Below are 24,901 nucleotides of genomic sequence, written 5' to 3'. Positions count from 1 at the left end.
GTTAGCTGCCGCCCAAAGGATGCACAAGCCACTAGCGTGTGAGGCGTTCCGTCACGCTGCGGCGCGGCTCTCCACCTGCGCCAGCGCCTCCAGCACCAGCTCCGGCCCGGCGCCCGCCCGGCAGGCGCCTTCGGACAGCATCCGCCGCCACTGCCGCGCGCCCGGCTTGCCCGCAAACAGCCCCAGCATGTGCCGGGTGATCTGGTTGAGCTTGGCGCCTTCGCCGAGACGCGCCTCGATATAGGGCAGCATCTGCCGCACCGCCGCGCCCGGCTCGCTGACCGCGCCAGCGCCATAAATCTCAGCATCCGCCGCACAGAGCACATCGGCAGGCTGGTGATAGGCCGCACGCCCCACCATCACCCCGTCCAGCCCGCGCTCCAGATGCGCCCTGGCCTCGTCCAGCGTGGCAATGCCGCCGTTGATGGAGATATGCAGATCCGCAAACGCCGCCTTCATCCGGTGCACCAGATCATAGTCCAAAGGCGGGATGTCCCGGTTCTCCTTCGGCGAAAGCCCCTGCAGCCAGGCCTTGCGCGCGTGGATGGTCACACGTTTGCAGCCCGCCGCGCGGATCTTCTCCAGGAAGTCCGGCAGCACCTCCTCCGGCTCCTGTTCATCAACGCCGATGCGGCATTTGACGGTGACTTCCACCGCCACCGCCTCGTGCATGGCAGCAACGCAATCGGCCACCAGCTCCGGTGTCTGCATCAGCACCGCACCAAAGGCGCCGGACTGCACCCGGTCGCTGGGGCAGCCGCTGTTGAGGTTGATCTCGTCATAACCCGCTTCAGCCCCCAGCCGCGCCGCCTCGGCCAGCTCCTGCGGATCTGAGCCGCCCAGCTGCAACGCCACCGGATGCTCTTGCGGATTGAAGTCCAGCAAATGCAACGCCCCGCCCCGCACCAGCGCCGGCGCGGTCACCATTTCGGTGTACAGCAGCGCCTCCCGGCTCAAAAGCCGGTGCAGATAACGGCAGTGCCGGTCGGTCCAGTCCATCATCGGGGCCACGGAAAGGCGCGCGGCCTGGTGCAAGGGGGCAAAATCTCTCATGCCGCGCCATATAGGCCCTGCGCGCCCGCCTGCCAAGCTGATCTGCTTCGGAGCCGCCTTCGCGTGAGCACGGGCAGCCGGGGACAGGGGGCGGGATCAAGGAAAACCGCCGCGGGCCCCCGCCCCAAGGCGGGGATACGGCTGTTTTGCTTGAGGCCGGCAGCTGGCGCTGGCAGGCAGGGATCATGTGAAGGCGGGTTTGAAGCCTGTATCTGCTTTGGAGAGCCCTGAGCGCCCTTTTCTTCCCCTAGCCCGCCAAGGACGGCAGGTAGAGGACGATCCCCGGGAAGGCGACCAGCAGCGCAATGGTTACCCCGTCCGCAATGAAGAACGGCGTCACGCCGCGGAACACGTCCTGCACGCTCAGATCATCGCGCACCCCGGCAACCACAAAGCAGTTGAGGCCGATGGGCGGGGTGATCAGGCAGAACTCGGCCATTTTCACCACCAGGATGCCGAACCAGATCGCGCACATGGTGCCGCTCATGCCAAAGGCGCTGTCTGCCGCGGCCACGCTCTCGCCGCCATTCAGCGCCATCACCGCCGGGTAGACCACCGGCAGCGTCAAGAGCAGCATCCCGATCGCATCCATGAACATCCCCAGCACCGCATAGGCCAGCAAGATGCAGATCAGGATCAGCATCGGGCTCATCTCCAGCGAGGTGATCCAGTCCGAGAATGCCCCCGGCAGGTCCGCAAACCCAAGGAACCGCACATAGATCAGCACGCCCCAGATGATGGTGAAGATCATTACGGTGAGCTTGGCGGTTTCCAAGAGCGCCGATTTCAGCTCAGTCCATTTCATGCCTTTGAAAACGGCCATGCAGAAGACCACAAAGGCGCCCAATGCGCCGCCTTCGGTGGGGGTGCCCCAGGCATCACCGCCAAAGGGGTTGTAGACAAAACAGATGATGATCACGACGACAAAGATGATCGGCAGCGCCCCCGGCAGCGACGCAAACCGCTGACCCCAGGTGAAGCCTTTCACAGGCGGGCCGACGGATTTGAAGACCACCGCGATGCCGACAATCAGCAGCCCGTAAATCACCGCCGAAAACGCGCCGGGGATAAAGCCCGCCAGCAGCAGCTTGCCCACGTCCTGCTCCACGATGATGGCATAGATCACCAGAATGGCCGAGGGCGGGATCAAGGACGCCAGCGTGCCGCCTGCCGCCACGACGCCTGCCGCGAATTGCTTGTTATAGCCGATCTGCAGCATCTCCGGGATGGCGATGCGGGCAAAGACGGCGGAGGTGGCAACCGACGCACCCGACACAGCCGCAAAACCCGCGGTGGCAAAAACGGTAGAGACCGCAAGCCCGCCGGGCAGCCAGGCGATCCAGCGCTTGGCAGCCTCGAACAGCGCCCGCGTCAGGCCCGCGTAATAGGCCAGGTATCCGATCAGGATGAAGGTCGGAATGAGGCTGAGCGCCTGGCTGGAGACCTTTGAATGCGGCACCTGGCCCGCGATCTTGACCGAGACGGTCAGCGCCTTGCCAAACCGCGCCGGATCATAGCCGAACTTGGCCCAGAAGATCCACACCAGGCCGATGAGGCCCGCCAGGCCGGCCGCAAAGGCCACCCGCATCCCCAGCACCACCATCAACAGCAAGCCGCCGGTGACCCACAGGCCGATTTCAATGGGTTCCATGCGCCTTACCCCTGCCCGTCAGTCTTGTTTCCCCTGCTGTCATGGCCTGCCAGCTGCTCGGCCTCTGCCGCGGCCTGTTCTGCTGCGCTTTGGATCAGCGGCACCGCCACCGGCGCCTCCAGCCCCAGCACCAAGGCGCGGCCATAGCCCCAGATCTGCAGCATGAGCCGCAAGCCCAGCACCGCAAAGGCCACCGGCGCCAGCAGCTTGGCCGGCCAGATCGGCAGGCCAATGTCGATGGAGCTGTCGCGGCTCCACCAGGGCGCGGCGAAATCGAAGGAACGCAGGAAATGCGACCAGCTGCCCCAGACCAAAGCTGCGATCAGCAGGAAGATCAGCAGGACCGAGACCAGCTCGAACAGCCACAGGGCACGGCCCCGCAAGGCGCCGATGAAAATGTCCATGCGGATATGGGCGCCGTCCCGCTGCACGAATGCGATGCCCATGAAAGCGATCAGCGGCATGATCTGCTCAATCCAGTCGACATAGCCGGGCAGCGGCGCGTTGGCCGCATTGCGCCCGCCGACCGAAACCACCGCCAGGATCATCAGCGAGAACACCGCAATGCCGCTGAGCAGTGCCAGCAAACGTTCCGCTTTCAATAGTCCCCGGTCCAGCCTGCTGATCAGGCTGCCATCCTCCAGGACTGCTGCTCCTGCCGCCATTATCTAATTCCCCAACCGTAAGATAGAAATCTATCGCCCGGCTGAAGGCCGGGCAGCGCCCGACCCTCCCCACGGGAGGGCGCTAACGCACCCACCCAGGGTCGGGCGCTGCCCTAAGTGATCAGCTGCCCGAGCGGTGATCGCTCAGTGTTTTCTGCACCAGATCATACAGCTCCTGCGCCGGCAGGCCCTGGGCGCTCATGTCCTCGATCCACTGGGCGCGGATCGGATCGGCGGCCACTTTGCGGAACTCGGCCAGTTCGGCGTCAGAGATTGTGACTTTCTCGACGCCCTTCTCGGCCAGCACGCTGTCCCATTTCGCCAGCAGCTCGCCGTAGTTGGCCAGGTAGTGGCCGATCGCCTCGTCGATCGAGCTGTCCAGTGCTTCGCGCTCGGCGTCGCTCAGGGCATCATAGGCATCGGTGTTCACCACCACCGGGCAGTTCACGGTGCCGGGGTTGAGGTTGGCGGTCCACCAGTCGGCGCGGTTGATGGTGCCGAACGCCAGATGCGCGTGCTGGGCAAAGGCGACGGTGTCGACAACGCCGGATTCCATCGCGTTATAGGCCTCGGTTGCAGTTACCGAGGTCGGCACTGCGCCAACGGCCGAGAACGCCTTGCCGATGCCGCCGGTGGCGCGCACGCGCATGTCCTTGAACTCAGCCAGTTCGTCCCGCGGCTCGCCGGTGCCGACGATATTGTACTGCGGCATCGGCGAGGTCATCAGCAGCTTGGCGTTCCAGCGCGCCAGATCCGCCTGCACCGCCGGATGCGCATAGACCGCATTGGCCACGGCCACCTCTTCCTCCAGCGTGTTCACGCCCAGGAACGGCAGTTCCAGCACGGTGATCGAGGGGTTCTTGTCGCGGTGGTAGCCCGCGCAGAACTGCGCCATCTCAAAGGCGCCGATGGAAATCCCGTCGAGGTTTTCCTTGTTCTTCGACAGGCCGCCATAGCTGATGTTCAGGGTAAACTCGCCGCCGGTCTTTTCACTGACCAGCTCGGCCAGTTTCTCCACATGCTCGGTAAAGGCGCGGCGCTTGCCCCACAGGGACACGTTCCATTCCGTCGCGGCAGCCTCGCCCGCCAATGCAACGCCAGCAGTTGCCGCAACGGCGGCAGTCAGAAATTTATTCATGATGTAACTCTCCCGAATTGCGCCCTTTTCCGCCTCGGCAGGGGCCAAGGGCGGGCGCTTGGGCGTCAGGCTAACGGCTTGCCCGCGCGCTGCCAACCCCCAGGGCGGAAAGGTTACGCAGCGACTCGCGCAAGGCGCGCAAGGCTGGGGCTGATGCTCCTGTTAAAGCGGCAGGTGGCACAATATGCCGCAGCGCGGCAGCAGCATGTTTCCGCCAACGGCGCGCGCCCTGCCCGGTCCGGCTGCAACTGCCCCCGTAAACCAGCCGCAAACGCATTTACAGACAAGCCATTGATTTTGCGCACCCCAAAAACAAAACCAGTCAACATTTTTACAGAATTGCCGCACTCAGGGAAATTCGTTCACAAGCAAATGCTTAAAAACCCGTCAGTTATTCACAAATTTTCAGCCTGCTCTATTATCGGTTCGCAGGAGGAAACGGTTTGACAGCCGCGGCACAGCGTTGTCGTTTGTCTTGCCAATAAAATTTCTGGGAGGAAACCGCATGAACGCGCTGCACGCAGACGCTGTCTATCCGCCATCCGACGAAACCGTTGCCCGCGCGCATGTCAATGCCGCGAAATACCAGGAGATGTATCAGGCCTCGCTGTCCGACCCCGAGGGGTTCTGGGGTGAACAAGGCAAGCGCATCGACTGGATCAAGCCCTTCACCCAGGTGAAGGACGTGAACTACAACTTCGGCAATGTCTCGATCAACTGGTACGCCGACGGCACCCTGAACGTCTCCGCCAACTGCATCGACCGCCACCTGGAAACCCGCGGCGACCAGACCGCGATCATCTGGGAGCCGGATGATCCAGAGGAAGCCGCCCAGCACATCACCTACAGCGAACTGCACCGCCGCACCTGCCGGATGGCCAACATCCTGGAGAGCATGGGCGTGCGCAAGGGCGACCGGGTGGTGATCTACCTGCCGATGATCCCCGAGGCGGCCTATGCCATGCTGGCCTGCGCCCGCATCGGCGCCATTCATTCCATCGTGTTTGCCGGTTTCTCCCCCGACGCGCTGGCGGCCCGCATCAACGGCTGCGACGCCAAGGTGATCATCACCGCCGACGAGGCGCCGCGCGGCGGCCGCAAGACCCCGCTGAAATCGAACGCCGACGCCGCCCTGCTGCACACCAAGGACAGCGTGAAATGCCTGGTGGTCAAGCGCACCGGCGGCCAGACCACCTGGGTGGACGGGCGCGACTACGACTACAACGAGATGGCGCTGGAAGCGGATGATTACTGCGCTCCGGCAGAGATGAACGCCGAGGACCCGCTGTTCATCCTCTATACCTCCGGCTCCACCGGCCAGCCTAAGGGCGTGGTGCATACCTCCGGCGGTTATCTCACCTATGCCGCAATGACCCATGAGGTGACATTCGACTACCACGATGGCGACGTCTACTGGTGCACCGCGGACGTGGGCTGGGTCACCGGCCACAGCTACATCGTCTATGGCCCGCTGGCCAATGGCGCCACCACCCTGATGTTCGAAGGCGTGCCGACCTACCCCGACGCCAGCCGCTTCTGGCAGGTCTGTGAAAAGCACAAGGTGAACCAGTTCTACACCGCTCCCACAGCCCTGCGGGCGCTGATGGGCCAGGGCAATGAATGGGTCGAAAAGTGCGATCTGAGCGATCTCAAGGTACTGGGCACCGTAGGTGAACCGATCAACCCCGAGGCCTGGAACTGGTACAACGAGGTTGTCGGCAAGGGCAAATGCCCGATCGTCGACACCTGGTGGCAGACCGAGACCGGCGGCCACCTGATGACGCCGCTGCCGGGCGCCCATGCGATGAAGCCGGGCGCGGCGATGAAACCCTTCTTCGGCATCCAGCCGGTGGTTCTGGACCCCCAGTCGGGTGTTGAGATCGAGGGCAACGGCGTCGAGGGTGTCCTGTGCATCAAGGACAGCTGGCCGGGCCAGATGCGCACCGTCTGGGGCGACCATGAGCGGTTCGAGAAAACCTATTTCTCCGACTACAAGGGCTATTACTTCACCGGCGACGGCTGCCGCCGCGACGAGGACGGCGATTACTGGATCACCGGCCGCGTCGACGACGTGATCAACGTCTCCGGCCACCGCATGGGCACGGCTGAGGTCGAAAGCGCCCTGGTGGCCCACGCCGCCGTGGCTGAGGCCGCCGTGGTCGGCTACCCGCATGAGATCAAGGGCCAGGGCATCTACTGCTACGTGACCCTGATGAACGACCGCGAACCCTCGGACGAGCTGCTGAAGGAGCTGCGCACCTGGGTCCGCACCGAGATCGGCCCGATCGCCTCCCCGGACGTGATCCAATGGGCGCCGGGCCTGCCGAAAACCCGCTCCGGCAAGATTATGCGCCGCATCCTGCGCAAGATCGCCGAGAACGATTTCGGCTCACTGGGCGACACTTCGACCCTGGCCGATCCGTCGGTGGTCGAAGACCTGATCGAAAACCGCGCGAACAAGGGGTAAGCAGACATGAATATGGCAGTCCTCACCCGTCCCGCCGTGCTGATCCTGCTGGGGCCTCCGGGCGCCGGCAAGGGCACCCAGGCGCGGATGCTCGAAGAGAAATTCGGCTATGTGCAGCTGAGCACCGGCGACCTCCTGCGCGAGGCGGTAGCTGCGGGCACCCCCGCAGGCCTCGCCGCCAAGGCAGTGATGGAAGCGGGCCAGCTGGTCAGCGACGAAATCGTGATCAACATCCTGCGCGACCGTCTGGCAGAGCCCGATTGCACCAAGGGCGTGATCCTCGACGGCTTCCCCCGCACCACCGTGCAGGCAGAGGCGCTGGACGATCTGCTGGCGGAAACCCAGCAGAAGATCAACGCCGCCATCAGCCTGGAGGTGGACGACGCCGCCATGGTCGAGCGCATCTCCGGCCGCTACACCTGCGCAGGCTGCGGCGAGGGCTATCACGACAGCTTCAAGCAGCCTGCCGTGGCAGGTACTTGCGACAAATGCGGCGGCACCAAAATGAAGCGCCGCGCCGATGACAACGCCGAAACCGTTGCCAGCCGGCTGGAGGCCTATCACGCGCAGACCGCGCCGCTGATCGCCTACTACGGCGGCAAGGACGTGCTGAAGACCACTAATGCCATGGGCGAAATCACCGACATCGCCCAGGACATGGCGGCCATCGTGACCGAGGCCACCAGCTAACAACTAAGAAACGGGGCCTGCCTGACCCGCAGGACCCCGTCCCCGGACATTGGAATACCCATCGGCACCGCCTTGGCGGACCGGAGGAGTCATGCCTGCACGCCCGTGAACCTGGCAGCAGGCACATGGAGAGAGCTTGCCTGATGACACTCGCAGGCAGGTTCAGGAGGAAGAAGGAGGAGCCGCTATGGCGGACCAAACCACAAACGCCGCAAAGGCCGCCGAAGCCGACAAGGGCTATTGGGCGGCCAATGTGCGCATCATTCTCGTCAGCCTGGTGATCTGGGCTGTTGTTTCATTCGGCTTCGGCATCCTGCTGCGCCCGATGCTTGCGGGCATTCAGGTCGGCGGCAGCGATCTGGGCTTCTGGTTCGCCCAGCAAGGCTCGATCCTGGTGTTCCTGGGGCTGATCTTTTTCTACGCGTTCCGGATGAACAAGCTGGACCGCGAATACGGCGTGGAGGAAGAATAAGATGGACCAGTTTACCATCAACCTGCTGTTTGTGGGCGCGTCTTTCGCGCTTTACATCGGCATCGCGATCTGGGCCCGTGCGGGCTCCACATCTGAATTCTATGCCGCGGGCCGGGGTGTTCACCCTGTCACCAACGGCATGGCAACCGCGGCCGACTGGATGTCGGCGGCCTCCTTCATCTCGATGGCGGGCCTCATCGCCTTTACCGGTTATGACAACTCCACCTTCCTGATGGGCTGGACCGGCGGCTATGTGCTGCTGGCACTGCTGCTGGCGCCCTACCTGCGCAAGTTCGGCAAGTTCACCGTGTCTGAGTTCATCGGCGACCGGTTCTACTCCCCGACCGCGCGCGTGGTGGCCGTGATCTGCCTGATCGTCGCTTCGACCACTTACGTGATCGGCCAGATGACCGGCGTCGGCGTGGCCTTCGGCCGCTTCCTCGAGGTTTCCAACACCGCAGGCCTGCTGATCGGCGCCTGTGTGGTCTTCGCCTACGCCGTGTTCGGCGGCATGAAGGGTGTGACCTACACCCAGGTCGCCCAGTACTGCGTTCTGATCATGGCCTACACCATCCCGGCCATCTTCATCTCGCTGCAGCTGACCGGCAACCCGATCCCGGCGCTCGGCCTGTTCGGCGACCACGCCGCCTCCGGTGAGCCGCTGCTGACCAAGCTGGACGCCATCGTGACCGAGCTTGGCTTCAACGAATACACCGCGCATCACTCCGACACCTTCAACATGGTGCTGTTTACGCTCTCGCTGATGATCGGCACCGCGGGCCTGCCGCACGTGATCATGCGCTTCTTCACCGTGCCGAAAGTGGCTGATGCCCGCTGGTCGGCCGGCTGGGCGCTGGTGTTCATTGCGCTGCTCTATCTGACCGCTCCGGCAGTTGGCGCCATGGCCCGCCTGAACATCACCGAAATGATGTGGCCCAACGGCGGCATCGAAGGCGGCGCCGTGACCGTGCAGCAGATCGAAAACGATCCGCAGTACGACTGGATGGCGACCTGGCAGCAGACCGGCCTTCTGGGCTGGGAAGACAAGAACGGCGATGGTGCGATCCAGTACTACAACGACAAGAACGCCGATCTTCAGGCCGTGGCCGAAGCCAACGGCTGGGCCGGCAATGAGCTGACCAACTTCAACCGCGACATCCTGGTTCTGGCCAATCCTGAGATTGCCAACCTGCCGGGCTGGGTGATCGGTCTGGTGGCGGCTGGCGGCCTGGCGGCGGCGCTGTCCACCGCGGCGGGCCTGCTGCTGGCGATTTCGTCGGCCGTATCCCACGACCTGATCAAGGGCTCAATCAACCCGAACATCTCGGAAAAAGGCGAGCTGCTGTCGGCCCGTATCGCCATGGCCGTGGCCATCGCGGTGGCAACCTACCTGGGTCTGAACCCGCCGGGCTTTGCCGCCCAGACCGTGGCGCTGGCCTTCGGCCTGGCAGCCGCCTCGATCTTCCCGGCGCTGATGATGGGCATCTTCACCAAGGTGAACAACAAGGGCGCCGTGGCCGGCATGCTGGCAGGCCTCATCGTCACCCTGGTCTACATCTTCCTGCACAAGGGCTGGCTGTTCATCCCGGGCACCAACTCCTTCACCGATGCGGACCCGCTGCTGGGCACCATCAAATCCACCTCCTTCGGTGCGATTGGCGCGATGGTGAACTTCGCGGTCGCCTTCCTGGTGTCGAAATCGAGCGAGGCGATCCCCGCCGAGATCGAAGAGCTGGTCGAAAGCGTCCGCATCCCGCGCGGCGCAGGTGCCGCACAGGACCACTGACCTCCCCTGGGCGGGCTGCCTTCCCAGCGGCCCGCCTCTTCCCTCATGGTCCCGTCCGGTGTTTCACTGGCGGGGCCATTTTTTCCCGAAGACGCCCGGAACAGCAGTCATTAGAAAACGCTAAGGATTGTCCCCGCCCTGGGGGCGGGCCGGGGGCAATCCGGGCCCGCGGCCCGGGAAAGACAGTTCAAAAGGACACAAGCAAATGCCCCTTTCCGAAACTGCCCTGCTCCGCTTCCTGTCCTCGGTTCACCCCTACGACAGCCTCGAACCCGCGCTGCTGCAGGACCTCGCCCCCAAGTTCCGCCAGATCGAGGCAAGTGCCGGCGATCCCGTCTATGCGCTGAACGAGGATCTGAAGGGCCTCTACCTGGTCTACACCGGCGAGGTGGAAGTGACCGATGAAAACGGCATCCCCGTCTCCATCCTCGGCCCCCGCAACTCCTTTGGCGAGCGCGGCCTGACCCGCAGCGGCCGGGCGGTGACCTCGGCCAAGGCCACGGCAGAAACGCTCTTGCTGCTGCTGCCCAAGGCGGACTTCCACACCCTGATGGCAAGCCAGCCGCAGGTCGCGAAATTCTTCGACCGCCGCCGCCCCGGCAGCCGCGAGGGCAACAGCCTGGCCACCACAAGGGTCGAGGCCATCATGGCGCGAAACCCCGTCACCTGCTCCAGCGGCCTCACCTGCCAGGGCGCGGCGCAGCTGATGCGCAACCGCCGCATCTCCTCTGTCTGCGTGACCGACGGGGACAGGCTGCAAGGCATCCTCACCACCCGCGACCTAACGGCCAAGATCCTCGCCGCGGGCAAACCCATCTCCACCCCGGTCAGCACGGTGATGACCCCGGACCCGCTGACCCTGGCGCCCTCCGCTATCGGCTCCGACGTGCTGCACATGATGATGGAGCACGGCATCGGCCATATCCCGGTGGTGGAGGCCGGCAGGCTCGCAGGCATCGTCACCCAGACCGACCTCACCCGCTTTCAGGCGGTCAGCTCGGGCGAAATGGTCTCCAGCATCGCCCGCGCGGCGTCCGCGGAGGAGATGGCAAAGGTCACCGCCGAAATCCCCCGCCTGCTGGTGCAGCTGGTGGCAGGCGGCAACCGGCATGAAGTGGTGACCCGGCTGATCACCGACATCGCCGACACCGCCACCCGGCGCCTGCTGGTGCTGGCCGAGGAGAAACTGGGCCCCGCCCCCGTCCCCTACCTGTGGCTGGCCTGCGGCTCGCAGGGCCGGCGCGAGCAGACCGGTGTCTCCGATCAGGACAACTGCCTGATCCTGTCCGACGAACTGGCGCCCGGAGACGAGACCTACTTCGAGCAGATGGCAAAGATCGTCTGCGACGGGCTCAACACCTGCGGCTATGTCTATTGCCCCGGCGACATGATGGCCTCCAACCCGCGCTGGCGGCAGCCGCTGCGCGTCTGGCGCGACTATTTCCACGGCTGGATTGCCAAGCCCAGCCCCGAGGCGCAAATGCTGGCCTCGGTGATGTTCGACCTGCGCCCCATTGGCGGTGATGCCGCGCTGTTTGCCGATCTGCAGCAGCAGACCCTGAAGGCCGCCAGCGCCAATTCGATTTTCACCGCCCATATGACCGCCAATTCGCTGAAACACACACCGCCCTTGGGCCTGTTGCGCGGGCTGGCCACCATCCGCTCGGGCGAGCACCGCAACACGCTGGACATGAAACACAACGGCGTGGTGCCGGTGGTGGACCTGGGCCGCATCTACGCGCTGCAGGGCCAGCTGGCAGAGGTGAACACCCGCGCCCGCTTGCAGACGGCGGAAGCCGCGGGCGTGCTCAGCCCCTCCGGCGCGCGCGACCTCATGGACGCCTATGACCTGATTGCCCAAACCCGGCTGGAGCACCAGGCGGCACAGATCCGGGCGGGCCAGGCGCCGGATAATTACCTGGCGCCTTCGGATCTGTCGGACTTTGAGCGAAGTCATCTGCGCGACGCCTTTGTTGTTGTAAAGACGATGCAATCGGCGGTTGGGCACGGTAAAGGCATGTTAAGCTGACAGCAGCGCTTGCGGAGCGCACAGATGCCTCCGGCCGGAGTATTTTTGGAAAGATGAAAGAGCCGGCCGGATTTTGAAGAGGGCAAAGGATGTTTCTGGAACTGATTGCGGTGATTTTTGCGGGCATTGCGGCGGCGGGCGTGGTGATGCTCCTGAACCGGACGCTGAAGGGGCGGCTGCCGCGCTGGATGGCGCCGGTGGCGGCGGGGCTGGCGATGATCGGGGTCACCATCACCTCGGAATACGGCTGGTACGCGCGCACCAAGGCGGCCCTGCCCGAGGGGCTGGTGGTGGCGGAAACCGTCGAAAACCAGAGCTTCTACCGCCCCTGGACCTATGCGGTTCCTTACGTTGACCGCTTTGCAGCGCTGGACACCGCCACCCTGAAAACCCATGCGGACCACCCCCAGGTGTTCCTGGGAGAGCTGTACTTCTTCGGCCGCTGGGCACCGGTCAGCAAACTGCCGGTCTGGCTGGACTGCGGCACCGGGCGGCGGGCGCTGGCAGCCGGCGAAGCGGTCTTTGAGGGCGGGCTGCCCGATGGGCTGAACTGGGTTGAACCCGGCGCCGGCGATCCGATCCTGGCCACAGCCTGCGGAGGATAACCATGCTGTCCCGCCTGTCCCTGCGCCTGCGGATCTTTTTGTTCTTCTGCCTGCTGGCTCTTGGCGGCACCGGTGTGACCGGCGGCGCGCTGTGGCTTGGCTACAGCCGTGCCGGGCAGCCGGAGCTGCTGGATGCCTTTATCTTTTCAGGCTTGCTCAGCGCCTTTGCCCTGCTTGGGCTTTGCGCCGGCGTTTGGCTGCTGTTTGACGAAAACGTCGCCAAGCCGATTGAGCGGCTGGCCGCAGGCATGCGCGCCCGGGCCCATGCCGGGGTGAGCAAGGACCTGGACACCCACGGCGCCCGCTATCTGGGCGACCTCGCCGCTGCGGCGCAGGGGCTGGCCGGGCAGCTGGGCACCTCGGCGCTCAACGCGGCAGAGGCCATTGCCCGCGAAACCGAGCATCTGGAAGCCGAGAAAACGCGGCTCGCGGCGCTGCTGACCGATATTCCCATTGCCACCGTGATGGCCAGCCCGGCGCATCAGATCGTGCTTTACGACGGTCAGGCCGCCGCAGTACTGGCGCAAGAGGCGCCGCCGCGGCTGAATGCGCCGCTGTCGGACTATCTGGACCTGACCGGGCTGGAGGCCGCCTATGGCCGGCTGGTGCGCAGCGGCAAGGAGGTGCAGGCAGAGGTGAAAAGCGCCAGCGCAACCCAAGTGTACGATCTGCGCCTGAAACCCCTGGGCGGCGCACCGGGCTATATCATCCTGTTCGAAGGCGCCCATGCAGGCCTCGCCCCTGAGGATGCGCGCCCCCTGGTCTATGATTTTGCGCTGCTGGAAACCGGCCACGCAGAGCTGGGCAGCCGCAAGCTCTCCGCTCTCAGCTATGTGGTGTTTGACACCGAAACGACCGGCCTTCTGCCGCATAAGGACGAGATCGTCCAGATCGGCGCCCTGCGGGTGGTGCGGGGCCGGATCATCGAAAGCGAGGGTTTTGAAACCCTGGTGAACCCTGGCCGCCCCATTCCGGCGGCTTCCGCCAAGGTGCATGGCATCACCGATATGATGGTCCAGGGCCAGCCGGATATTGCCAGTGCGGCCCGGGACTTTCACCGCTTTGCGTCGGACGCAGTGATCGTGGCCCATAACGCGCCCTTCGACATGGCCTTTCTGCACCGCCACGCCAAACGCAGCGGTGTCAGCTGGGACCAGCCGGTGCTGGACACGGTGCTGCTGAGCGCGGTGCTGTTCGGCGCCTCGCAGAACCATACGCTGGATGCGCTTTGCGACCGGCTGGAGGTCACCATCCCGCCTGCCTTGCGCCACACCGCCATGGGCGACGCCCGCGCCACCGCCGAGGTCTTCTGCAAGATGCTGCCAATGCTGGAAGCCCGCGGTCTTACCACCTTTGGCGCCGTGCTGGAAGAAACCCGCAAACACGGGCGCCTCATTGAGGACATGAACTAGGTAGACAATCGGTGCCATGCGTGGCAGGTCACTGCCCGGAACGAACAAGAGGCGCGCGACATGGCCGATACCAGCTTCATCCCCGGCCCGGACACCGCCCGGGCCTACCGTGATGCGCTTGGCTGCTTTGGCACCGGGGTGACGGTTGTCACCACCCGGACCGCCCGCGGCCCGCTGGCCATTACCGTCAACAGCTTCACCTCGGTATCGCTGGAGCCGCCGCTGCTGTTGTGGTGCCCGGCCAAGACGTCCCTGCGCCATGACGCTTTTGCAACAGCCGAAAGCTTTGCCATCCATGTGATGGCCGAGGACCAGCTTGGCCTTGCCAAGCATTTTGCCGCCAATGGCGAAGACTTCAGTGCTGCGGGCTGGACCCCCAACGCCCATGGCGCGCCGGCGCTTGACGGTGTAATAGCCCGGTTCGACTGCCGCCATTTTGCGGCCCATCCGGCAGGCGATCACACAATCATCATCGGACAGGTGGCCAGCGTCACCACCCGCCCGGGCAAAGGCCTGATCTTCAAGCGCGGGCAATACGGCGGCTTCCTGGAGCAAGGCTGACAGGCGGCGCGCTTTCGTCAGGGCAGCGCCAGAGGCGGGGCGCTTGCAGGCGCCTCCCTTTCCCTGCTGTCTGCGCACGGATCCTGCCCGGCCAGCGGGCGCGGCAGGACTGCAGCGGCTGACAGATCCATTCCCGGCTCCATGCTGAGCGCGCGCTGCGGGCAGACAGAGACGCAAAGCCCGCATTGCACGCAGAGGGATTCTACAAAATTCAGCCCCCCGCCGCTGCCGTTCAGGCCAAGCGCGTCCGAAGGGCAGACCCAGACGCAGCTGCTGCAGCTGTTGCAAAGGTCTTCATCCAGGCTTACCGCCCCGTAAGGGGCCTGTTCCGGCAGGCTGATGTGTTCTGTTCGGGCAGGCAGCAGCGCAGCCGCGCCGGCCCTGGCTGTATCGCGGCGGCTGCCGACCGCCAGCACCCCCGGAGAGACTGCTGGAAAGGGAATAACCGGTGCCCTCAGCCGGCGCAAAAGGTCAAGGGCCCCGTCAAACAGCAAAACCCGGCCAAGCCCGCCAAGCGCCTGTGCCAGATCCACTTCCTGCTTCTGCTGTGCCTTGCCCGGCGGGCTGCCATCGGATTGCAGGTGAATGATATCAAAGCCGCAAGCCAGGGCGTGCAACAAATCAGGGTGGCTGATCTTTTCCAGCCGGCACACGCAAACGGGAACCACATCGCCTGCTTGCGCGGCGGCCAGCTCCAGCCCGATCGGCTCCACCTGATACAGCAGCAGGATCTGCGCCCTGCCCGTGGACATTTTGCGTTCAAAAGCCCTGCGGCAAAGATCCATCAGCGGCAGCGCCGTGCTTTTGCTTGCCACATCCCGCAGGGAAGGCCGCCCGCGGGCCGCATACCTGGACCGGCACGCGGTTTCGATTGTCTGAGGGCAAAGGCACAGCTTTTGAGACGGAAAAACATTCTGCACCTGCCCATCAGGTATATGAGCTCGCATCTCTCCCATACGGGAATGGTAACACAAAAACATACATCTCAAGGTTGCATTGCGGCGTTACATATGATTTTTTGCATTTTTAATATAATTGACCGTAAATTGATGGAAGCCCGGCAGGCGGGGCTGCCGGGCTTCCAAAGCCTTACCTGCGCCGAAGCCGCAGTTTATTTCAGCGCTGCATCGGTGATGGCATGGGTCCAGGCGCCCTCAGGCGTCTTGGTAATCACCGGATCGGAGCCGCCGCCCATCAGGGTCGACACGGTCCGCTCATAGTCGGCCGGATCCAGCGCGCCATTGCTGCCCGCGGTCAGCTTGGCGATCTCGCCCATCATCCGCTTCTGGTGGGTCTCTGTCTGCGCACCGGAAGCGTCATTGTCCAGCACGATCTCCGCCGCCTCATCCGGGTTGTCCTCGGCGTATTTCCAGCCCTTCATCGAGGCGCGCACAAAGCGCTCCATCTTGCCGGCAAAGGCTGCATCGCTCAGGTTCTCTTCCAGCACATACAGACCGTCCTCCAGCGTCGCGACGCCCTGGTCCTCGTATTTAAAGGTGATCAGCTCATCCGGTGACACGCCTGCATCAATCACCTGCCAGTATTCGTTATAGGTCATGGTCGAGATGCAGTCCGCCTGGCGCTGCAGCAGCGGGTCAACGTTGAAGCCCTGCTTCAAGACCTCGACGCCGCTCTCACCCTTGCCCTCGGTGGAGATGCCCAACTGGCTCATCCAGCTCATAAAGGGGAATTCATTGCCAAAGAACCAGACGCCCAGGGTGCGGTTTGCCAGATCGGCGGGTTCGGCAATCCCAGTGTCTTTCCAGCAGGTCAGCATCATGCCGGAGGATTTGAACGGCTGGGCGATATTGACCAGCGGCAGGCCCTTCTCCCGCGCGGCCAGCGCCGCGGGCATCCATTCCACGGTCACATCGGCACCGCCGCCGGCAATCACCTGGGTCGGCGCAATATCCGGCCCGCCCGGCAGGATGGTGACATTCAGGTCCTCTTCCTCGTAGAACCCCTTGTCCAGCGCCACGTAATAGCCCGCGAACTGCGCCTGAGTCACCCATTTCAGCTGCAGCGTCACGTCATCCGCCGCCTGCGCCGCCCCCGCGGCGCCCAGTGCCAGCGCTGCCGCCGTCATCAGATGTTTCATGTCTCGTTCTCCCTATTGATTATGATGTGAAGCTTGCCCGGGTTTGACCATTCGTTCAAAGTTTTTTCTTTATGAGGCCTGCCTTTGCCGGCACCCCGCGCAAGATTTCCGCAAAAACCGCCCCGCATCCGCAGGACGGTTCAACTTTCAGCCCCGCTGCGACGGGTGCCAGAAGGTAAAGCTCTTCTCGATCAGCGCCACCAGCCCGTAAAAGGCAGACCCCGCCAATGCCGCCACCACGATTTCCGCCCAGACCATATCCAGCGCCAGCTGGCCGACGCTGGTGGAAATACGGAAACCCATGCCAACGGTGGGCGAACCAAAGAACTCCGCCACAATCGCCCCGATCAGCGCCAGGGTGGTGGAAATCTTGAGCCCGTTGAACACAAACGGCAGCGCCGCCGGCAGCCGCAGCTTGAAAAAGCTTTGCCAGTATCCGGCGGCATAGGTCTGCATCAGATCACGCTGCATCTGGTCGGTCTCGCGCAGCCCCGCCACGGTGTTCACCAGCATCGGAAAGAACACCATGACCACGACCACCGCGGCCTTGGAATGCCAGTCAAAGCCGAACCACATCACCAGAATCGGCGCGGTGCCCACAATCGGCAGTGCCGCCACGAAATTGCCGACCGGCAGCAGCCCGCGGCGCAGGAAATCACTGCGGTCCACCAGGATCGCGGTCAGAAACGCCGCGCCGCAGCCGATCAAGTAACCGCCAAGCGCGCCTTTCAGAATGGTCTGGGCAAAGTCCTCCCACAGGATCGGAAGGCTGGAGGCGAAACGCGCCGCAATGACCGTCGGCGCAGGCAGGATCACCAGCGACACCTCCAGACCGCGCACCAGCAGCTCCCAGACCACCAGCACCGTGACGCCAAAGATGGCCGGAACCAAAAGCTGCACCGCACGCGTCCCAGCCGCAGGGCTGTTCGCCAGCCGGCTGTTCAGCCACCACCCCAAACACCAGACCAGAACGGCAAGAACCACCATGATCATGACAGGATCCCCTTGTTCTTCTGGCCAAAAATATCCCGGGTGAGCCGCGCAGCGGCGAGGGCAGAGCCCTCTTTCCAAACATCCATCATGCCCGCACCCCCATCCGGCTCAGGACCAGCTTCTCGAACAGCCCCAGCAACGCCACCAAGGCTGCTGCCAGGATCGCGGCGGCAAACAGCGCCGACCAGATCTGCACGGTCTGCCCGTAGTAGCTGCCCGCCAGCAGCCGCGCGCCAAGGCCCGCAACCGCGCCGGTCGGCAGCTCACCGACAATGGCCCCCACCAGGGACGCCGCAATGCCGATCTTCAGCGAGGCAAACAGATACGGAATCGAGGACGGCAGCCGCAGCTTCCAGAACCCTTGCGAGGTATTGGCATTGTAGGTCTTGAGCAGATCCAATTGCATCGCATCCGGCGCGCGAAGGCCCTTCACCATGCCGACAACCACCGGGAAGAAACTCAGATAGGCCGAGATCACCGCCTTGGGAATGATCCCCTGCACCCCGATGGAGTAAAGAACCACGATGATCATCGGCGCCAGCGCGATGATCGGGATGGTCTGGCTGACAATTGCCCAAGGCATCACCGACATATCCATGACGCGGGAATGCACAATCCCCACCGCCAGCAGGATGCCGAGACCGGTGCCGATTGCAAACCCCAAGAGCGTCGCCGACAGCGTCACCTGCGCATGATAGATCAGGCTGCGCTTGGAGGTGATCTTTTTCTCTACCGTGGTCTTCCACAGCTCCACTGCCACCTGATGCGGCGCGGGCAGCCGCGGGCGCTCCTGCACCCAGGTCTCGCCAATGGCAAAGGTATTCTTTGCCACCAGCCCGATCTCGCCCCTGTCCCGGCGCTCCTTGGCGGTCGCGGGAGTGACTTCCACCCCTGCCCGCTCAGCCGCGTCCAGCACTCCCTTGATGTTCATCGGCACACAGGCCGCATACCAAAGGGCGATGATGGCGGCGAGCACGGTGAGAACGGCAACAAGGCTTTTCATGTCTCCGCCCTCCCCATTTGGCTTCCGCCCGGTGCACAGGGGGTGTACAGGGGGTGCACGGATGCCACCCCCCAATTCCGGAAGCACGGGATGGCAAAATCAGTCATCACCATGCCCCGCCCGCAGCCCCTCGCGCACGCGGTGGGCAATCTCGATGAACTCCGGGCTGTCGCGGATATCCAGCGGCCGCTCCTTGGGCAAGGTGCTGTCGATCACGTCATGGATCCGCCCCGGCCGCGGCGACATCACTACGATCTTGGTCGACAAATACACCGCCTCCGGGATCGAGTGGGTGACAAAGCCGATGGTCTTGTTAGTCCGCGCCCACAGCTTCAAGAGCTGCTCATTCAAATGGTCGCGCACAATCTCATCCAGCGCCCCAAACGGCTCATCCATCAGCAGGATGTCAGCGTCGAACGCCAGCGCCCGCGCAATGCTGGCGCGCTGCTGCATACCGCCGGACAGCTGCCACGGGAACTTGCCGCCAAAGCCTGACAATTCAACAAGTTCCAGGACCTGATTAACACGTTTTTCCTGTTCTGCCCTGGAGAATCCCATGATCTCCAGCGGCAGTTTGATGTTCCCCGCAATGGTCCGCCAAGGATACAGCCCCGCGGCCTGAAACACATAGCCATAGGCCCGGTTGCGCCGTGCCTCGTCCGGCGTCATGCCGTTGACGGACAGGCTGCCGCCGGTGGGTGTTTCCAGCGCCGCGATACAGCGCAGAAAGGTGGTCTTGCCGCAGCCGGAAGGCCCGATGAAGGAGACAAAATCCCCTTTGCTGATCTCCAGGCTGACATCCTTCAGCGCATGCACCGGGCCGTCGTTTGTCTCAAACGTCAAATCCAGGTTCTTCGCCGCGATGACGGTCTGAGCGGGGGCTGGATCGGAAGCGGCGGCCTCGGGTCGGATTGCCTGGGTGGTCGTTTCCATATTCATTTCTTTGCCTTGATTTCACACAGGAAAACGGGCCGCCATTGCTGGCAGCCCGCTCCTGATTTACACGCCTGTTGCCGGGATGCCGGTGCGTTCCACCGGGCGCGGCGCCGTCAGTTCTTTCCAGGTGCTGAGCGCCTTGTTCACTGTGGTGTTGGCCTCCCGCGAGACGAACTTGCCGTGGCCCTCCTGGCACTTGATCTCGCCGTCATGCACCGCCACATGGCCGCGGGTCAGCGTAAAGCGCGGCAGGCCCTTCACCTCATGCCCCTCAAACACATTGTAGTCGATCGAAGACTGCTGGGTGCCCGCCGAAATCGTCTTGGTCTTCTTCGGATCCCAGACCACCAGGTCGGCATCGGCGCCAACCAGAACCGCGCCCTTTTTCGGGTAGCAATTCAAGATCTTAGCGATGTTAGTTGAAGTCACGGCCACAAACTCATTCGGGGTCAGGCGGCCGGTTTCAACACCGTGGGTCCACAGCATCGGCATCCGGTCCTCCAGACCGCCAGTGCCGTTCGGGATCTTGGTGAAATCGCCAACGCCATAGCGCTTCTGCTCGGTGGTAAAGGCGCAGTGGTCTGTTGCCACGACCGACAGCGAGCCCGACTGCAGGCCGGCCCACAAGCTGTCCTGATGCTGCTTATTGCGGAACGGCGGCGACATCACCCGGCGGGCGGCGTGATCCCAATCCTTGTTGAAATACTCACTCTCATCCAGGGTCAGATGCTGGATCAGCGGCTCGCCCCAGACCCGCTTGCCCTGCATCCGGGCGCGGCGGATGGCCTCGTGGCTGTCCTCGCAGGAGGTGTGAACGACATACAGTGGAACACCCGCCATATCGGCAATCATGATGGCGCGGTTGGTGGCCTCGCCCTCCACCTGCGGCGGGCGGGAATAGGCGTGAGCCTCTGGGCCATTATTGCCTTCTGCCAAGAGTTTAGCGGAAAGCTCTGCCACCACATCGCCGTTTTCGGCATGCACCATGGCAATACCGCCTAGTTCCGCCAGCCGCTGGAAGGAGGCATAGAGCTCGTCATCGTTCACCATCAGCGCGCCTTTGTAGGCCATGAAGTGCTTGAAGGTGTTGATGCCGCGCTCCTGCACCACGGTCTTCATGTCTTCAAAGACCTGCTCCCCCCACCAGGTCACCGCCATGTGGAAGGAATAGTCGCAATTGGCGCGGGTTGACTTATTGTCCCAGCGTTTCAGCGCGTCCAGCAGGCTTTCGCCCGGGTTCGGCAGCGCAAAATCCACCACCATGGTGGTGCCGCCCGCCAGTCCGGCGCGGGTGCCGCTTTCAAAATCGTCCGAACTGTAGGTGCCCATAAAGGGCATTTCCAGATGGGTATGCGGGTCGATCCCGCCCGGCATCACGTAACAACCGGTGGCGTCCAGTTCCTCATCGCCTTTCAGGTTCGGGCCGATCTGGGTGATCACCCCGTTTTCAATCAGCACATCGGCCTTATAGGTGAGATCGGCGGTCACGACAGTGCCGTTCCGGATGACTTTACTCATAGGTTACAACTCCCTAAATCGGGGCGCATTTTCACGCCTCCGCTTGTCTCTTCCGCTGTCTGGCGCAGCGCATTTCAACTTTCCCGAAATACTCCGGGGGAGCGGCCCTTTGGGGCCGCGGGGGCAGCGCCCCTAGGGCTCCGCCCGTTCGCGGGCGAAACGCTCCGCAGGTGCGTTTCCGGGACGCCCGCTCACTCAACGATCTCCGCGGTCTCGACCACCGCATGAAACAGAACATTGGCGCCGGCCTCGGCCCATTCCTTGCTGATCTCCTCAGCCTCATTATGGCTGAGCCCATCGACGCAGGGGCACATCACCATCGCGGTGGGCGCCACCCGGTTGATCCAGCAGGCATCATGGCCTGCGCCCGAGATAATATCGAGGTGCGAATAGCCCAGCCGTTCTGCCGCATTGCGCACTGCACTGACGCATCCTTCGTCAAAGGCCACGGGATCAAAACCGCCCACCTTCTCGAATTCGATCCCAACACCCATCGCCTCGGCAATCTCAGTGCCTTTTTCGCGCAGGCGGTTTTCCATATCGGTGATCACGTCCAGATCGGGACTGCGGAAGTCGACGGTGAAGACCACCTTGCCCGGGATCACATTGCGCGAATTCGGATAGACGTCGATATGCCCTGCCGCACCCACCGCGTGCGGCGCGTGGCTCCAGGCGATCTCGTCCACGGTCTCCAAAATACGCGCCATCGCGAGGCCTGCATTGCGGCGCATCGGCATCGGGGTGGAGCCGGTATGGGCGTCCTTGCCGGTGATGGTCACCTGGGTCCAGCTGAGGCCCTGGCCATGGGTCACCACGCCGATGTCTTTGCCCTCGGCCTCCAGGATCGGCCCCTGCTCGATGTGCAGCTCAAAGAAGGCGTGCATCTTGCGGGCGCCGGTCTCCTCCTCGCCGCGCCAGCCGATACGTTTCAGCTCATCCCCGAATGTCTTGCCTTCGGCGTCTTCACGCGCGTAAGCCCAGTCCTGGGTATGGATGCCCGCGAAAACGCCCGAGGACAGCATCGCAGGCGCATAGCGGGTGCCTTCCTCATTGGTGAAGTTGGTGGCCACGATCGGATGTTTGGTCTTGATGTTCATATCGTTGAGAGAGCGGATCAGCTCCAGCCCTGCCAGCACCCCCAGCACCCCGTCGTATTTGCCCCCGGTGGGCTGGGTGTCCAGATGAGAACCAACATAGACCGGCAGCGCGTCCGGATCGGTCCCCGCACGCATCGCAAACATATTGCCCATCTGATCGAGCCCCATGGTGCAGCCCGCGTCCTCGCACCATTTCTGGAACAGCGCGCGGCCCTCGCCGTCTTCGTCCGTCAGCGTCTGGCGGTTGTTGCCGCCCGCCACACCGGGGCCGATTTTGGCCATCTCCATCAGACTGTCCCACAGCCTGTCACCATCAATTTTCAGATTCTGTCCAAGCGACGTCATCTCCAGCTTCCTTCCCTGTTCACCCGTCTTTGCGGGTTACGGCCGGCGTTTTCGCCGTTTCCGGTGGCTTTGAGTGCTGGTCTGACAATGGGCGAGCCCGCCGGGGCTGCACACTGATTTGACCAACTGGTCAAACTCACGCTATCACGGGTTCACATTCAGTCAAGAAATTGACGCACAGGCCTTGAAAAAATCGGCAGTTTTGCCGGAAATAGGTGAAATTCCGCGCTTCAGCTGGCAGGTGCGGCAGAAACAGACAGGACAGACATGCCCGCAGACCGCGCGCCCACCCGCATTCAGAAGAAGAATCGCGCCGCCATTCTGGAGGCCGCGCTGGACGTGTTCTCCAGCCACGGCTTCCGCGGCTCCACCGTGGATCAGATCGCCAAGGCGGCGGGGCTGTCGAAACCGAATCTGCTCTACTACTTCCCCTCCAAGGAAGCGATTTTCAACGAATTGATGGCGGGGCTGCTGGACACCTGGCTAGACCCGCTGCGGGCGCTGGACCCGGAAGGCGAGCCGCTGGAAGAGATCCTCGCCTATGTGCAGCGCAAACTGCAGATGAGCCGGGATTTCCCGCGCGAAAGCCGGCTTTATGCCAATGAGATCGTGCAGGGCGCGCCGCGTTTGCATGATGTCATCGCCAGCGACCTGAATGGGCTGGTGGAGGAAAAAGCGCAGCTTTTGCAAGGCTGGATGGACGCGGGCCGGATCAACCGGGCGCATCCCAAACACCTGCTGTTCTCGATCTGGTCGCTGACCCAGCACTATGCGGATTTCGACGCCCAGGTGCGTACCCTGATGGGGGATGAAGACCCGTTCGACGCCGCACCGCAATACCTGGAAACCCTTTACCGCCGGATGCTTACGCCAAAAACCTGATCTTCTGGCAGCGGTCGTGCCGCCGCAAGAGAAGCACTCCCGTGCCCGCAGGGGCATCAGCCATGCTGATGCCCCCTTGGCGGCCTTGGGCCCGGCGCCGCGCAAAGCGCGGCGCCGGGCCCAACGGGAGACGGTCTCCTGCAAAGGAGGCCGGCGACGGGCGGGAGGACACCCGAAGCCGGCCCTGGCAGAGGTTACTCTGCCGCTGTTGCTGCCGGGTTGTTCGGATGGGTGGTCCAATTGGCGTAGTCGTCCGAGACCACCTCGCCGGTGCGTTCGTCGATCTGGCCCGCCGGCACCTCCTCCATGGTGATGCAGCCTTCGACCGGGCAGACATTCACACAGAGGTTGCAGGCGACGCACTCGTCGTCCTTCACCGTGAACACGCGGTCTTCGCTCATCGCAATTGCCTGGTGCGAGGTGTCCTCGCAGGCGGCAAAACAGCGGCCGCATTTGATGCAATCGTCCTGGCTGATCTTGGCCTTGGTGACATAGTTCAGGTCCAGATACTGCCAGTCGGTCACATTCGGCACCGCCATGCCGATAAAATCCTGGGTGGAGGTGTAGCCCTTCTCATCCATCCAATTGGACAGACCGGAGATCATCTCCTTCACCACATTGAAGCCATAGGTCATCGCCGCGGTGCAGACCTGCACATTGCCGGCCCCCATCGCCATGAACTCCGCCGCGTCACGCCAGGTGGTGACGCCGCCGATGGCCGAGATCGGCAGGCCGCGGGTCTGCGCATCACGGGCGATTTCCGCCACCATGTTCAGCGCAATCGGCTTCACCGCCGGACCGCAATAGCCGCCATGGGTGCCCTTGCCGCCAATGGTCGGCTCCGGCGCCATGCTGTCGAGGTCCACCGAGGTGATCGAATTGATGGTGTTGATCAGGCTGACCGCATCGGCATTTCCGGCATTTGCCGCCCGCGCAGGATGGCGGATGTCGGTGATGTTCGGAGTCAGCTTCACGATCACCGGCTTGGAGTAGTATTTCTTGCACCACTCGGTGACCATCTGGATGTACTCCGGAACCTGCCCCACGGCAGAGCCCATGCCGCGTTCGGCCATGCCATGCGGACAGCCGAAGTTCAGCTCAATCCCGTCGGCGCCGGTGGCCTCCACCTGCGGCAGGATGTCTTTCCAAGCCTGCTCTTCGCAGGGCACCATGATCGAGACAATGACGGCGCGGTCCGGGTAGTCCTTCTTAACCCTGGTGATTTCCTCCAGGTTGGCCTGCAGCGGCCGGTCGGTGATCAGTTCGATGTTGTTGAGGCCCAAAAGGCGGCGGTCAGCGCCCCAGATCGCGCCGTACCGCGGACCGTTCACATTGACCACCGGCGGGCCTTCGGCGCCGAGGGTCTTCCAGACCACGCCGCCCCAGCCGGCCTCAAAGGCGCGGCGGACGTTGTATTCCTTGTCGGTTGGCGGCGCGGAGGCCAGCCAGAATGGGTTGGGGGATTTGATCCCCAGAAATTCTGTTGTCAGATCAGCCATT

Annotated in this window: 22 protein-coding genes; 10 read left to right on the top strand and 12 right to left on the bottom strand. The window is 63.5% G+C overall.

Going from position 1 to position 24,901, the window contains the following annotated elements:
* Positions 1 to 51: 51 nt before the first annotated feature.
* The 4 genes from dusA to ACXAEK_RS14080 all read right to left on the bottom strand — a co-directional run bounded on the left by dusA (position 52) and on the right by ACXAEK_RS14080 (position 4,507).
* Positions 52 to 1,053 (bottom strand): tRNA dihydrouridine(20/20a) synthase DusA, encoded by a 1,002-nt coding sequence (gene dusA, locus ACXAEK_RS14095; protein ID WP_475042795.1) that lies wholly within the window; start codon positions 1,051 to 1,053, stop codon positions 52 to 54.
* A 247-nt stretch (positions 1,054 to 1,300) separates the two neighbouring features.
* Entirely contained in the window at positions 1,301 to 2,704 is a 1,404-nt protein-coding gene (locus ACXAEK_RS14090) for a TRAP transporter large permease (protein WP_475042793.1), read from the bottom strand.
* Positions 2,705 to 2,709: 5 nt separating this feature from the next.
* Positions 2,710 to 3,369 (bottom strand): TRAP transporter small permease subunit, encoded by a 660-nt coding sequence (locus tag ACXAEK_RS14085; protein ID WP_475042791.1) that lies wholly within the window; start codon positions 3,367 to 3,369, stop codon positions 2,710 to 2,712.
* Positions 3,370 to 3,490: 121 nt separating this feature from the next.
* The gene (locus ACXAEK_RS14080; RefSeq protein WP_475042789.1) at positions 3,491 to 4,507 is read right to left on the bottom strand and encodes a C4-dicarboxylate TRAP transporter substrate-binding protein; all 1,017 of its coding nucleotides are present in this window, start codon (positions 4,505 to 4,507) and stop codon (positions 3,491 to 3,493) included.
* 153 nt (positions 4,508 to 4,660) lie between these two features.
* Between ACXAEK_RS14080 and ACXAEK_RS14075 the strand changes: the two genes are divergently transcribed.
* The 9 genes from ACXAEK_RS14075 (at position 4,661) to ACXAEK_RS14035 (ending at position 14,529) form a co-directional block, all read left to right on the top strand.
* Complete coding sequence (locus ACXAEK_RS14075; protein WP_475042787.1) at positions 4,661 to 4,954, top strand: hypothetical protein; 294 nt, start codon at positions 4,661 to 4,663, stop codon at positions 4,952 to 4,954.
* 58 nt (positions 4,955 to 5,012) lie between these two features.
* Positions 5,013 to 6,974 carry an acetate--CoA ligase gene (gene acs, locus ACXAEK_RS14070; RefSeq protein ID WP_475042786.1) on the top strand — a complete coding sequence of 654 codons (1,962 nt, stop codon included), beginning with the start codon at positions 5,013 to 5,015 and terminating at the stop codon, positions 6,972 to 6,974.
* Between the two features lie 6 nt (positions 6,975 to 6,980).
* Positions 6,981 to 7,664, top strand: coding sequence for an adenylate kinase (locus ACXAEK_RS14065; protein WP_475042785.1), 684 nt, complete (start codon positions 6,981 to 6,983; stop codon positions 7,662 to 7,664).
* A 187-nt stretch (positions 7,665 to 7,851) separates the two neighbouring features.
* Positions 7,852 to 8,136, top strand: coding sequence for a DUF4212 domain-containing protein (locus tag ACXAEK_RS14060; protein WP_475042783.1), 285 nt, complete (start codon positions 7,852 to 7,854; stop codon positions 8,134 to 8,136).
* 1 nt (position 8,137) lies between these two features.
* Positions 8,138 to 9,922 carry a sodium:solute symporter family protein gene (locus tag ACXAEK_RS14055; RefSeq protein WP_475042781.1) on the top strand — a complete coding sequence of 595 codons (1,785 nt, stop codon included), beginning with the start codon at positions 8,138 to 8,140 and terminating at the stop codon, positions 9,920 to 9,922.
* A 205-nt stretch (positions 9,923 to 10,127) separates the two neighbouring features.
* Positions 10,128 to 11,951, top strand: a complete 1,824-nt coding sequence (locus ACXAEK_RS14050) for a DUF294 nucleotidyltransferase-like domain-containing protein (protein ID WP_475042780.1) — start codon at positions 10,128 to 10,130, stop codon at positions 11,949 to 11,951.
* Between the two features lie 89 nt (positions 11,952 to 12,040).
* Positions 12,041 to 12,556 (top strand): hypothetical protein, encoded by a 516-nt coding sequence (locus ACXAEK_RS14045; RefSeq protein ID WP_475042779.1) that lies wholly within the window; start codon positions 12,041 to 12,043, stop codon positions 12,554 to 12,556.
* Positions 12,557 to 12,558: 2 nt separating this feature from the next.
* Positions 12,559 to 13,968: a 3'-5' exonuclease gene (locus tag ACXAEK_RS14040; RefSeq protein WP_475042777.1), complete on the top strand. Its 1,410-nt coding sequence runs from the start codon at positions 12,559 to 12,561 to the stop codon at positions 13,966 to 13,968.
* A 60-nt stretch (positions 13,969 to 14,028) separates the two neighbouring features.
* Positions 14,029 to 14,529: a flavin reductase family protein gene (locus ACXAEK_RS14035; protein ID WP_475042776.1), complete on the top strand. Its 501-nt coding sequence runs from the start codon at positions 14,029 to 14,031 to the stop codon at positions 14,527 to 14,529.
* Between the two features lie 17 nt (positions 14,530 to 14,546).
* On the opposite strand, the gene ACXAEK_RS14030 is transcribed toward ACXAEK_RS14035, so the two are convergent.
* The 7 genes from ACXAEK_RS14030 to ACXAEK_RS14000 all read right to left on the bottom strand — a co-directional run bounded on the left by ACXAEK_RS14030 (position 14,547) and on the right by ACXAEK_RS14000 (position 22,519).
* On the bottom strand, positions 14,547 to 15,281 hold the full coding sequence (locus ACXAEK_RS14030; RefSeq protein ID WP_475042775.1) for an ATP-binding protein: 735 nt from the start codon (positions 15,279 to 15,281) through the stop codon (positions 14,547 to 14,549).
* A 359-nt stretch (positions 15,282 to 15,640) separates the two neighbouring features.
* Entirely contained in the window at positions 15,641 to 16,627 is a 987-nt protein-coding gene (locus ACXAEK_RS14025) for an ABC transporter substrate-binding protein (protein WP_475042774.1), read from the bottom strand.
* A gap of 147 nt (positions 16,628 to 16,774) precedes the next feature.
* Positions 16,775 to 17,620 (bottom strand): ABC transporter permease, encoded by an 846-nt coding sequence (locus ACXAEK_RS14020; protein ID WP_475042772.1) that lies wholly within the window; start codon positions 17,618 to 17,620, stop codon positions 16,775 to 16,777.
* Between the two features lie 85 nt (positions 17,621 to 17,705).
* Positions 17,706 to 18,623: an ABC transporter permease gene (locus ACXAEK_RS14015; RefSeq protein WP_475042771.1), complete on the bottom strand. Its 918-nt coding sequence runs from the start codon at positions 18,621 to 18,623 to the stop codon at positions 17,706 to 17,708.
* Positions 18,624 to 18,722: 99 nt separating this feature from the next.
* Positions 18,723 to 19,562: an ABC transporter ATP-binding protein gene (locus ACXAEK_RS14010; RefSeq protein WP_475042770.1), complete on the bottom strand. Its 840-nt coding sequence runs from the start codon at positions 19,560 to 19,562 to the stop codon at positions 18,723 to 18,725.
* Positions 19,563 to 19,622: 60 nt separating this feature from the next.
* A complete protein-coding gene (hydA, locus tag ACXAEK_RS14005) occupies positions 19,623 to 21,077 on the bottom strand; it encodes a dihydropyrimidinase (RefSeq protein WP_475042768.1) in 1,455 nt (484 codons plus the stop codon).
* A 191-nt stretch (positions 21,078 to 21,268) separates the two neighbouring features.
* Entirely contained in the window at positions 21,269 to 22,519 is a 1,251-nt protein-coding gene (locus ACXAEK_RS14000) for a Zn-dependent hydrolase (protein ID WP_475042767.1), read from the bottom strand.
* Between the two features lie 267 nt (positions 22,520 to 22,786).
* Between ACXAEK_RS14000 and ACXAEK_RS13995 the strand changes: the two genes are divergently transcribed.
* Positions 22,787 to 23,401, top strand: coding sequence for a TetR family transcriptional regulator C-terminal domain-containing protein (locus tag ACXAEK_RS13995; RefSeq protein WP_475042766.1), 615 nt, complete (start codon positions 22,787 to 22,789; stop codon positions 23,399 to 23,401).
* Between the two features lie 194 nt (positions 23,402 to 23,595).
* Here the strand turns inward: ACXAEK_RS13995 and preA are convergent, their stop codons facing one another.
* Positions 23,596 to 24,900 carry an NAD-dependent dihydropyrimidine dehydrogenase subunit PreA gene (preA, locus tag ACXAEK_RS13990; protein WP_475042765.1) on the bottom strand — a complete coding sequence of 435 codons (1,305 nt, stop codon included), beginning with the start codon at positions 24,898 to 24,900 and terminating at the stop codon, positions 23,596 to 23,598.
* Position 24,901: the final 1 nt, after the last annotated feature.

Source organism: Leisingera sp. ABM4_101 (assembly GCF_056158725.1).
The sequence above is the reverse complement of the archived record's forward strand: the minus strand, read 5'-3'. Positions and strand labels throughout refer to the sequence as shown.

Excerpts from the sequence above, each read along its gene's own strand:
- ACXAEK_RS14090 (WP_475042793.1), bottom strand. The coding sequence starts at position 2,704 with ATGGAACCCATTGAAATCGGCCTGTGGGTCACCGGCGGCTTGCTGTTG.
- ACXAEK_RS14000 (WP_475042767.1), bottom strand. The coding sequence starts at position 22,519 with ATGACGTCGCTTGGACAGAATCTGAAAATTGATGGTGACAGGCTGTGG.
- ACXAEK_RS14025 (WP_475042774.1), bottom strand. The coding sequence starts at position 16,627 with ATGAAACATCTGATGACGGCGGCAGCGCTGGCACTGGGCGCCGCGGGG.
- ACXAEK_RS14080 (WP_475042789.1), bottom strand. The coding sequence starts at position 4,507 with ATGAATAAATTTCTGACTGCCGCCGTTGCGGCAACTGCTGGCGTTGCA.
- ACXAEK_RS14040 (WP_475042777.1), top strand. The coding sequence starts at position 12,559 with ATGCTGTCCCGCCTGTCCCTGCGCCTGCGGATCTTTTTGTTCTTCTGC.
- ACXAEK_RS14030 (WP_475042775.1), bottom strand. The coding sequence starts at position 15,281 with ATGTCCACGGGCAGGGCGCAGATCCTGCTGCTGTATCAGGTGGAGCCG.
- ACXAEK_RS14065 (WP_475042785.1), top strand. The coding sequence starts at position 6,981 with ATGAATATGGCAGTCCTCACCCGTCCCGCCGTGCTGATCCTGCTGGGG.
- ACXAEK_RS14075 (WP_475042787.1), top strand. The coding sequence starts at position 4,661 with ATGCTCCTGTTAAAGCGGCAGGTGGCACAATATGCCGCAGCGCGGCAG.
- acs (WP_475042786.1), top strand. The coding sequence starts at position 5,013 with ATGAACGCGCTGCACGCAGACGCTGTCTATCCGCCATCCGACGAAACC.
- ACXAEK_RS14055 (WP_475042781.1), top strand. The coding sequence starts at position 8,138 with ATGGACCAGTTTACCATCAACCTGCTGTTTGTGGGCGCGTCTTTCGCG.
- ACXAEK_RS14015 (WP_475042771.1), bottom strand. The coding sequence starts at position 18,623 with ATGAAAAGCCTTGTTGCCGTTCTCACCGTGCTCGCCGCCATCATCGCC.
- preA (WP_475042765.1), bottom strand. The coding sequence starts at position 24,900 with ATGGCTGATCTGACAACAGAATTTCTGGGGATCAAATCCCCCAACCCA.
- ACXAEK_RS14050 (WP_475042780.1), top strand. The coding sequence starts at position 10,128 with ATGCCCCTTTCCGAAACTGCCCTGCTCCGCTTCCTGTCCTCGGTTCAC.
- dusA (WP_475042795.1), bottom strand. The coding sequence starts at position 1,053 with ATGAGAGATTTTGCCCCCTTGCACCAGGCCGCGCGCCTTTCCGTGGCC.
- ACXAEK_RS13995 (WP_475042766.1), top strand. The coding sequence starts at position 22,787 with ATGCCCGCAGACCGCGCGCCCACCCGCATTCAGAAGAAGAATCGCGCC.
- hydA (WP_475042768.1), bottom strand. The coding sequence starts at position 21,077 with ATGAGTAAAGTCATCCGGAACGGCACTGTCGTGACCGCCGATCTCACC.
- ACXAEK_RS14035 (WP_475042776.1), top strand. The coding sequence starts at position 14,029 with ATGGCCGATACCAGCTTCATCCCCGGCCCGGACACCGCCCGGGCCTAC.
- ACXAEK_RS14060 (WP_475042783.1), top strand. The coding sequence starts at position 7,852 with ATGGCGGACCAAACCACAAACGCCGCAAAGGCCGCCGAAGCCGACAAG.
- ACXAEK_RS14020 (WP_475042772.1), bottom strand. The coding sequence starts at position 17,620 with ATGATCATGGTGGTTCTTGCCGTTCTGGTCTGGTGTTTGGGGTGGTGG.
- ACXAEK_RS14085 (WP_475042791.1), bottom strand. The coding sequence starts at position 3,369 with ATGGCGGCAGGAGCAGCAGTCCTGGAGGATGGCAGCCTGATCAGCAGG.
- ACXAEK_RS14045 (WP_475042779.1), top strand. The coding sequence starts at position 12,041 with ATGTTTCTGGAACTGATTGCGGTGATTTTTGCGGGCATTGCGGCGGCG.
- ACXAEK_RS14010 (WP_475042770.1), bottom strand. The coding sequence starts at position 19,562 with ATGAATATGGAAACGACCACCCAGGCAATCCGACCCGAGGCCGCCGCT.